This is a genomic window from Oceanobacillus jordanicus (genome assembly GCF_022095695.1).
GTDB lineage: Bacteria > Bacillota > Bacilli > Bacillales > Amphibacillaceae > Oceanobacillus_B > Oceanobacillus_B jordanicus.
Genome location: NZ_JAIFZM010000006.1, coordinates 214,748 through 224,010, shown reverse-complemented (window position 1 = coordinate 224,010; position 9,263 = coordinate 214,748). Strand labels below are relative to the sequence as shown.

10 protein-coding genes are annotated in these 9,263 nt (G+C 38.3%); 3 read left to right on the top strand and 7 right to left on the bottom strand.

Annotated elements, in window-relative coordinates:
• Positions 1-25: 25 nt before the first annotated feature.
• Entirely contained in the window at positions 26-1,489 is a 1,464-nt protein-coding gene (gene cshA / locus K3T81_RS09495) for a degradosome RNA helicase CshA (RefSeq protein ID WP_238019593.1), read from the bottom strand.
• A 395-nt stretch (positions 1,490-1,884) separates the two neighbouring features.
• Between cshA and K3T81_RS09490 the strand changes: the two genes are divergently transcribed.
• Together K3T81_RS09490 and K3T81_RS09485 are read left to right on the top strand one after the other, a co-directional pair.
• On the top strand, positions 1,885-2,796 hold the full coding sequence (locus tag K3T81_RS09490) for a DMT family transporter (protein ID WP_238019591.1): 912 nt from the start codon (positions 1,885-1,887) through the stop codon (positions 2,794-2,796).
• A 76-nt stretch (positions 2,797-2,872) separates the two neighbouring features.
• Positions 2,873-3,730, top strand: coding sequence for a DegV family protein (locus K3T81_RS09485; protein WP_238019589.1), 858 nt, complete (start codon positions 2,873-2,875; stop codon positions 3,728-3,730).
• Between the two features lie 174 nt (positions 3,731-3,904).
• Here K3T81_RS09485 and K3T81_RS09480 read toward each other — a convergent pair whose 3' ends face one another.
• From K3T81_RS09480 to K3T81_RS09455, 6 genes are all read right to left on the bottom strand, one after another.
• Positions 3,905-4,591 (bottom strand): alpha/beta hydrolase, encoded by a 687-nt coding sequence (locus K3T81_RS09480; RefSeq protein ID WP_238019587.1) that lies wholly within the window; start codon positions 4,589-4,591, stop codon positions 3,905-3,907.
• A 151-nt stretch (positions 4,592-4,742) separates the two neighbouring features.
• Complete coding sequence (locus K3T81_RS09475; RefSeq protein ID WP_238019585.1) at positions 4,743-5,156, bottom strand: YppG family protein; 414 nt, start codon at positions 5,154-5,156, stop codon at positions 4,743-4,745.
• Between the two features lie 36 nt (positions 5,157-5,192).
• On the bottom strand, positions 5,193-5,480 hold the full coding sequence (locus K3T81_RS09470) for a glutaredoxin family protein (protein WP_238019584.1): 288 nt from the start codon (positions 5,478-5,480) through the stop codon (positions 5,193-5,195).
• 224 nt (positions 5,481-5,704) lie between these two features.
• Positions 5,705-6,331, bottom strand: a complete 627-nt coding sequence (locus tag K3T81_RS09465) for an SDR family oxidoreductase (protein ID WP_238019582.1) — start codon at positions 6,329-6,331, stop codon at positions 5,705-5,707.
• A gap of 247 nt (positions 6,332-6,578) precedes the next feature.
• Positions 6,579-7,034, bottom strand: coding sequence for a MarR family winged helix-turn-helix transcriptional regulator (locus K3T81_RS09460; RefSeq protein ID WP_338044631.1), 456 nt, complete (start codon positions 7,032-7,034; stop codon positions 6,579-6,581).
• A gap of 82 nt (positions 7,035-7,116) precedes the next feature.
• Positions 7,117-8,013, bottom strand: a complete 897-nt coding sequence (locus K3T81_RS09455; protein WP_238019579.1) for a YegS/Rv2252/BmrU family lipid kinase — start codon at positions 8,011-8,013, stop codon at positions 7,117-7,119.
• A gap of 222 nt (positions 8,014-8,235) precedes the next feature.
• On the opposite strand from K3T81_RS09455, the gene K3T81_RS09450 reads away from it, so the two are divergent.
• A complete protein-coding gene (locus K3T81_RS09450) occupies positions 8,236-9,198 on the top strand; it encodes a phosphate/phosphite/phosphonate ABC transporter substrate-binding protein (protein WP_238019577.1) in 963 nt (320 codons plus the stop codon).
• Positions 9,199-9,263: the final 65 nt, after the last annotated feature.

Here is a 9,263-nt window from a genome sequence, read left to right as displayed (position 1 = left end):
AGGTGTAACCTTTTTTCATTGTTACTTAATCGCGATTTCCGCGTTTTTGGTAATTCCCTTTACGGTTGTTTCTTCCACCTTGGTTGCGGCCACCGCCACCTTGGTTGCGTTTCCCGTAGAAACGTTTGTTATTCGAACGACGATCATTTGAACTCTGTGCTTTTTTAACACTGATAGGAGCGACTGATGAAATACGTACTGGTGTATCACGTCTTTCCTTCGTCATAAGTTTCAGTGCTGCAGCTATAACTGACATCGAATCATGTTCTTGTAACAATGTGTTAGCTGCTTCATGATATGTTTTCAGGTCTTTTTCTTCAATTGTTTTTAAGATATTTTCAACAGTAACCTGCTGTTGCCCTTTTTGAGCATCATGATTAGTCGGTGGAGTCAGACGTTTCATTTTGCTTTTGGTAGTTTTTTCAATTAATTGCAGGTGCGACATCTCTCTCGGTGTAACGAAGGAGATAGCTTCACCTGTTCTACCTGCACGCCCTGTACGTCCAATTCTGTGGACATAGCTTTCAGGATCCTGTGGAATGTCAAAGTTATATACATGGGTAACACCAGAGATATCTAGTCCACGTGCTGCTACATCTGTTGCAACAAGCACATCTACACGTCCACCTTTGAACTTGTTCAATACGGACATACGTTTACCTTGTGTTAAGTCACCATGGATTCCCTCAGCACGATAACCTCTTGCCTGTAATCCTTCTGTGATTTCGTCCACGCGTTTTTTTGTACGACTAAACACAATAGCTAACTCAGGTGCGTTGATATCTAAATGATTGTTTAGTGTATCGAACTTAAATTTCTCAGGTATTTCGATAAAGAATTGATCAATGTTCTCTACAGTCATTTCTTTAGCTTTTACTTTAACTTCTTTTGGATCGTTCATTAAGTTTGTTGCAATATCACGGATTTCTTTCGGCATTGTAGCTGAGAAAAGCAATGTTTGTCTTTCTTCAGGTATACCTTTCAAAATATCACGGATATCATCAATGAAGCCCATGTTAAGCATTTCATCTGCTTCATCCAAAATAGCAGTCTGTACCATATTAATACGGATCGTTTTTCTTCTCATATGGTCAAGCAGTCTACCTGGTGTCGCAACAACGATTTGCGGACCGTCTTTAAGCGCACGAATTTGTCTATCCATAGGGGATCCGCCATAAATAGCTAAAGCTCGTACTCCTTTAAATTTACTAAGACGATTTAGTTCCTCTGCTACCTGGATAGCTAATTCACGTGTTGGCGCTACTACTAGCCCTTGAATTTTGCGTTGTTTGGAATCAATTTTCTCGATCATTGGAATACCAAACGCTGCTGTTTTACCTGTACCTGTTTGGGCTTGTCCAATTACATCGTTCCCTTGCATTGCAAGTGGAATGGTCTCCGCCTGTATTGGTGTTGCTTCTTCAAAACCCATTTTTTCTAATGCTTTCATGATAGGACTGGAAATGCCTATTTCATTAAATGTTGTCACCTATTCCTCTACTCCTTTTTCTTTAAAAATTTATTCGTCAAAGAGGCCTTGGATTTTTCTTATACTTTAGTTTGAAAATAATCTACCCGCATTTTTAAAACAGCAAACGTTCCAATCTCACTGCGACGGCTATATGAAGGAAATTTCTCACATTATATTTTAAATTCGATTTAAAAGTATCATTAATTTTATACTTTCCCTAAAGTACAAAAAAGGCATCACCAATTTCTGGTAAGAGGCCTCACTCGAAAACTCATGCAAATACAATCATAACATATTATTTATCATGATACTAATTTGCAGATGTGATTTTTTACAAGGACCGTGGTAGAATAATTAGAACATAAAGAAAAGCTTGTCATGTAAGTACTCTTAATAAGTTAGGGAGGGTTAAGATGCGTCTTCCCCCATTCAACCCATATGCCGCCGTGGTAATCGGTGTCATTTCTGTTTCGACATCAGCTGTATTGGTTAAATTGGCAGATCAAGCACCAGCTGCAATCATTGCAAACTATCGCCTTTTGTTTGCCGTCATAATTATGAGTCCCGTCGTTTTATTAAAGTACCGAAATGAATTTCGAAATGTCGAGAAGCGTGATTGGCTCTTTTCCATACTGGCAGGCATCTTTCTCGCTCTCCATTTTATTTTGTGGTTTGAGTCGCTTAACTATACCTCTGTAGCAAGTTCTGTAGTGCTAGTGACGTTACAGCCAATATTTGCTTTTCTCGGGACCTATTTCTTTTTTAAAGAAAGATTCTCTCCAGGAGCGGTTATCAGTATGCTCATCGCCCTGCTCGGAAGTTTCATTATTAGCTGGGGTGATTTTCAAATAAGTGGCATGGCTTTGCTTGGCGATATTCTCGCATTATTTGGGGCTATCACTGTAACCGTGTACTTTTTATTTGGGCAACGTGTCAGAAGAAACGTTTCCTTAATGACTTACACCTTTCTTGTCTATGGGGCTAGCTCCATAACACTGTTACTTTATAATCTCGCGGTTCAGAACCCCTTTTTCGGATACCCTGCCAACCACTGGGGTTTATTTCTTGCCTTGGCCATTGTACCAACATTCTTCGGCCATACCCTATTTAATTGGGCGTTAAAGTGGTTGAGCACTTCTACTATTTCAATGGGCATTGTGTTCGAACCAGTTGGGGCAACTATTTTGGCCTATTTATTACTTGATGAAAAGGTGACAGGCTCTCAATTACTAGGAGGGACCATCGTTATCTTTGGATTATTTCTATTTATATTAAGTACGTCAAGGAAATCTTCTGTGACAATCGCACAAAAAGAGCGTAAATAACCTCTTATGTGAGTATAAATCATAGAAACCAACTGCTATAATTGCAGTACTTTACTTTTAAGAAACGGGTGATCTCATGAACGTTCAATTAATGACTGACGGAGGAGCGGATATTCCACAACGCCTCCATGACAACCTGGATCTAATCATTGTTCCCCTTTATTTACACTTTTCCGATGGACAATATAAAACGGGCACAGAATTGGATATTAATGATTTTTATAGAAAAATTAAAGAAGACCATGAGCTCCCACGCTCTGCTGCCCCTAGTCCACATGACTTTTATGAGGCATATAAGCAAGTCGACCCAGAACAGCCCATATTAATGCTAAGCCTCTCCAAAGGTCTAAGCAGTACCTATGATAATGCAGTGGCTGGTAAAGATTTGCTGCTCGAAGAAGAACCACTGCGAAAAATAGAGGTAATAAACACGAAGACCGCCTCCTGTGGTATATCTCTACTTTTACATGAAGCTAAAGTAAAGCTTGAGGAAGGCTATAGCATTTCAGAGTTAACAAGGCATCTGGAAGAACGAGTAGAACAGACCACTACCTTATTTATATTAAAAACTTTAGATAACCTGGTATTAGGTGGAAGGCTGGATAAAGTAAAAGGAACCATTGCTAAAACGCTTAATATAAAATTATTAATGAAAGCAAGTGAAGAAGGATCCATTGAAGTTTCAGAAAAAGTCCGTGGTGACAAAAAATCGATTCGTCGATTTATTGAGCAAATCGGGGAGTATACTAAAACGGTGGAGAACAAGGTTATTTCGATGACACATTGCAAAGCAGAAAGTCGTGCCAAAAGTGTATTAGAGGATATCCGAAATGCTCATCCATTTAAAGATGCTTATTTGACAGAAGCCGGCCCACTTATTTCCACATACGGTGGTGAAGGAGCGCTGGTTATTTCCTTCTTTAAGGATAAATAAGACCGATTAGAAAAACGCATTCGCTCGTCTTTTAGCCGAAGGTAGACGTTTTTCTTATACTTGGAACATTAAAATTTTAACTGCATTGTAATTGCCTTCCTAGCTAAGATTTTATACTTTCCTGATGTAAAATAATAAACGAGGCAGATGGCTGTCTCGTTTTTCTTTTGTCTTTTATTTGATTAGAAACTGAAGTACCATACTATTCAAGGTCTCTCTATCGTCTCCTAGACAAATAAGGTGTCGGGAGCGTTCAAAAAACACTACCTCTTTCCTTTCTGAGGTGATTTCTTTATCTAGATAATAAGCAGTTTTATATGGAACCATCCCATCCATCTGACCTTGGGCAATGAGGACTTCGGATTCAACTTTTTTTAAGTATCCTCTGGTAAACTTAACTAATTTCAAGAACTCCAAGTTTGCTTTAAATGGGACCCGTCCTAATTTGTTACGGTAGTGGTTATATAACTTGTTACTCCCTAACTTTCCTCTTACGCCATCTGCAACAAACCCACCTGCATCCACGGCAATTTGCTTGAAAGATAAATATTTCCCTGCGGGAGCCAGTAGGACAAGCTTGTCTACTTTATACTTGGCAGCCAGATAAGCAGAAATCATGCCACCCATTGAAAACCCGATCACATAAATACGTTCGTACTTTTCCATTAAACCCTTTAGTGCTTCTTCTGCTGCGCTTATCCAGTTCTTGTGAGATTTTCCTTTTAAATCAAGCTGCCTTCCATGTCCTGGAAGTGTTGGCACTTCAATATGCCAATCGGTATGTTCATGCAAGTAATTTACTAATGGCTCTACTTCATAAGGTCCCCCAGTATATCCATGTATGACTAAACATCCTATCATAAAAATTCTCCTCTTTTTTCCGCATCTACCCTTCTTTTACCCTTAATAATACAAAGTATTACCGTTTTTTTTATAAAACGAATTTTACTAATTCCTTCTGTTCATTTATTTTCCAACGATCTTTTTAGAGAAAGGACAATTTTTATACTGGCTACCTAAAAAGCTTCATTACGCTTCCAAACTGTTTTACAATTGGGGATACTTGGTGATAAGTATTGGCAATTTGGCCAACCGTGGACAGTACTTTATCAAGGTCCAGTTGCGTTTCCCCTTTTTGGGAAAATCCGTTGATATTGTTCCCTGTTTCTACACTTGATGGTTGTTGCGTGTTTACTGAATAGTTTGGTTGCATATACTCCGGCCAGTTTGCAGGTTGCTGTGGTTTCGAAAAAAATTCATATGGTGTTTGAAACTGGTTTGGTTGGAATGCTGCGTTAGTTGGTGGAATAGAATAAGATGATTGGTGTGGTGGTTGGTTGAATGGTTGGTAGGATTGTTCATTTATTCCATTATTAAAATTGGGATGATAGTAATTACTATACTGATCGTAAGGCCGATGATACATCTTTACATACCTCCCTTTCATGTTGACTGGTATATATTATGCATCAGGATCAGCATCTGTGTTCAACAGATAGTTTTTATCAAGCACGCCTAACATGAGGTTTAGCTTTTCTTCTTGGTATCCAAGAATCAGATTGTTCTCGTCCCCGATAAACGTCGCAGGAGTGCCATAAATGCCATGCTTCTGCATCTCCTTCTTGTTTTCTGGGTGTTTTGTAACATTTTTCACCTCGTAGGGCACATTTTTCCTATTCAAAAGTTGTAATACCCGCTCACAATCTTCATTATCTTCGCTTATATAGATCCATACATTGTTTTTACTCATGATGATACCTCCGCAAGTATTTAGGTAATTCCTTTTTCCTATACCCCTTATATTAAAATTGAAACCTCTTTGTAATATCAATGTAACATTTAGTAAATCATGATGTCCTTTTTATGTTTTATTATGTGAAGAGGACAAAAGGATACAGAGGTTCTAGGCTGTTTTTAGGATAAAAAACCCACCACTCAATTTTAAAGTGGCGGGTTTTGATTACAATCGGCTTATTATAATACGTTGGCTACTTCTTTGTTGCCACTCACAACTTCATATACTTTTCCATTGGCTTCTTTTTTAGTTAAAAGGTGTACAATTACGGCTGCAACATCTTCTCTCGGAACTTTACCAAATTCTGTTCCACTTTCCTGAAGGTTCACTTTTCCTTCTCCAGGGTCGTCTGTTAAAGCACCTGGCCTAACAATCGTATAATTAAGATTTGTGGATTTCAGATATTCATCTGCACGGTGCTTCGCATACAGATAAAATTTCCCATCAGAAGCTTCTTTTGGCTGATCAGCTCCCATGGAACTTAGAAGAACAAAGCGCTCTACACCGTTCTTCCTCGCAAGATCTGCAGCTTCGATTGCTCCTTCCTGATCAATGATAATGGTTTTATCAGGACCTGTATTTGGCCCAGAACCAGCAGCAAAAATGACTGCATCTATTTTGTGAAAGGCTTTTTCAAAATCACTTTCCAGATCAGCTAAAACTGTTTCCACGCCTAAATCTTTAAAGTAATCGATCTGTTCTTCTTTTCGTATCATAGCGACTGGCTCTAGTTCTTTTGTATTCTTTATATTTTTTACGATGTTTTTCCCTACATCCCCATTTGCTCCGATAACTAATACACGCATTTATAATGCCTCCTTGTATAAAGTGAAACTACAATCAGTGGGGGGCTCGTTCTTCCCCACTGATTGTTAGTTGAACGAATCGGGGTGTTAGCGTCCGTTTACTCCCACTAAAAACTTTTTGGTTTCACTACATGTTTTGAAGTGGGAGTCTTACGGACGGTTGCACCGGGATAAAGTCATATAATGGTATGTATCCTAAATAAAAAGAAGCAAAACATATATTGGATGTTTTGCTTCAGCTAATAATCTATTCCATCTCATTTTTCCCGAGCTTTTTTAAAATGTTAACTGCAAATACTTTTTCGTCTTCGTCTAAGACAGACATAATTTCTTTAATTTTGTCCCAATGGCCTGGGAAGATTCTACTTAATAATTCCGCACCCTTTTCTTCGATGACAGCAAATGTTACCCGTCTGTCAGCAGGGTTAGGTTTGCGCTTTAAATATCCCTTTCTTTCTAATTTGTTTACAACATACGTAATACTACCACTGGTTAAAAGAATTTTTTCACCAATTTTTTGGAGTGGCTGCTCTCCTTTATGGTATAAAAGCTCTAGAACAGCAAAGTCAGTTAGATTTAGACCCCTTGACTGGATATCTTTCTCTACCTGCTCCATTACTGACCGATAAGACTTTGCCAATACGACAAAGAGCTTTAAGGATAAGTCTTGTTTTTTTTCATCTAATTGTTGTGATGTATGCACCCGTGATTCCCACTTTCTAATTAACCCATTATCATTATCTTATTATATTGATCGGCTGAATAGAAAGATTTTTAAATAGTATTTACTCCTTGGCCTGAATCATCTGTATATGCTTAGGGAGAACACGGATGTTAGCCGGTGTTTTCGTAGAGATTTCTCCATCCATATCTATCTCTTTTGCGGATCCTGTACTAACTTTTATTTCCTTTGCCTGGAAATGTGTTAATTCTTCTAGTGCTTCCTTATTTAATTCGGCGTTGTTCATAGAAAGAAGCTCCCTAAAGGACGCAAGGCTGGAGTTTTTAATAATAAGGACATCCAACAGGCCATCAGTAGGATCAATCGTTAAAATGGGAAGTTGGCGCGTTCCTATAAAAGTGCCGTTGAGTACGAGAATCCCGACTGCCTCTCCTTCATAAACTTCCCCTTCCGCTTTCATCTTGTACGTAAATTGTTCCGATTTACTAACTGTTTTAAGAGTACTCATAAAATAACTGAGAACCCCTAGTGACTTTTTCTGTTGTTCATCAATATTTTTGGACGTCTCTGCAACCATTCCAATTCCCCAAAAGTTTAAGAAATATGTATCATCTGATTGGGCTACATCAACATCTACCACCGTTCCATCTACTATAGCTTCCGCGGCACTTGCTAAATTTTGCGGTAATTGAAGCATTCTACTAAAGTCATTAGATGTTCCACCAGGCAACACAGCAACGATTGGGCTATTAGGCAGTGGGGCAAGGGCATTAATACAGCAATGTAACGTACCATCCCCTCCTAAAATAATGAGTAAATCAACTTGATCAGAATATGTTTTGCATGTTTCTGTAACTTCTTCTATAGAGGCTGTTTGCAAGACGATGAGCTCTTTAATACCTTGCGAGAGAATAGGAAGTGTATCTCTAAGCTTTTGTTCTATATCTCCTTTGCCCGCATTTCCGTTATATAGTAACAATGCCTTACTGAATTTCGGCATGACGATCAACTCCTCTTGTACGTTATTGTATTTATTTCCTTCTTCAGGTCAAAAGAAACCTCACCTTGTCGCAATATAGTAACCTAGTATTTTATTATCTATTACTATTCTACAATTACTTTGTAAAAATTACGTAAAATTATAAAAATAGTCTAGCATTTTCGACCTATTTGGTATTTAATATAATAGTAAGATATATTAAGAAATAACAGGAGGGTCAAGATGAAAAAACTTTATAGTCTATTACTTGTGCTGGCGCTTGCACTATTCTTAGCAGCATGCGGAAGCTCTGATGATTCAGACTCAAGCAATGCGGAAGGTGATAACAGCAGCGAGAGTAGCGAAGACAGCAACGAGAGCAGTGGGGATACCCCAGATACACTTGTAATGGGATTTGTTCCTTCACAGGATTCTGACACAATTGCTGATACTGTAGAACCTCTAGCAGACCGTCTAGGTGAAGAATTGGGAATTGAAGTAAAAGGACAAGTAATGACGAACTACAATGCACTAGTTGAAGCAATGGGTGCAAACCAAGTACAAATCGGTTTTATCCCTGCTTTTGGATATGTTCTTGCAAATGAGCAATATGATGTTGAAGTAATCTTAAAATCTATTAGATACGGTTCTGGTACATATAAAGCACAATATCTTGTAAGATCTGATTCTGGTATAGAGTCACTTGCTGATCTTGAAGGAAAAGTTTGGGCATACGGTGATAAGAGTTCTACATCTGGCTACTTGTTCCCGGCAAGCCAATTAATGAAAGAATTTGACTACGCATCAGCTCCAGAACTTGAAAGTGGATTCTTCAGCGGTACTGTACAATCTGGTGGCCATGATAACTCAGCCCTTGCTGTATATAATGGCGAAGCAGATGTAGCGACAACATTTGATGATGTGCGTACAGAGCTTGAAGAAGAATATCCTGACGTGATGGATAAGTTAACTGTTCTTGGTTACACAGATGAAATTCCAAACGATACAATTTCCGTAACGAGAAATTTAGACGATGAACTTGTTCAAAAAATTAAGGATGCTTTCATGTCATTTAACGATGATGAAGAAATGATTAAAATTATGAACGATGTCTACAATTGGGATGGAATTGACGAAGCTTCAGACGAAGAATATGAAGTAGTTAAAGAAACATATCAGGAATTCAAAGACAATATCGAGCTTTAAAAGTTAATAAACATAACTGAATTGGAAAAGGGGGAGCTTAATCTCTCCCTTTTTTCCTAGTTTCA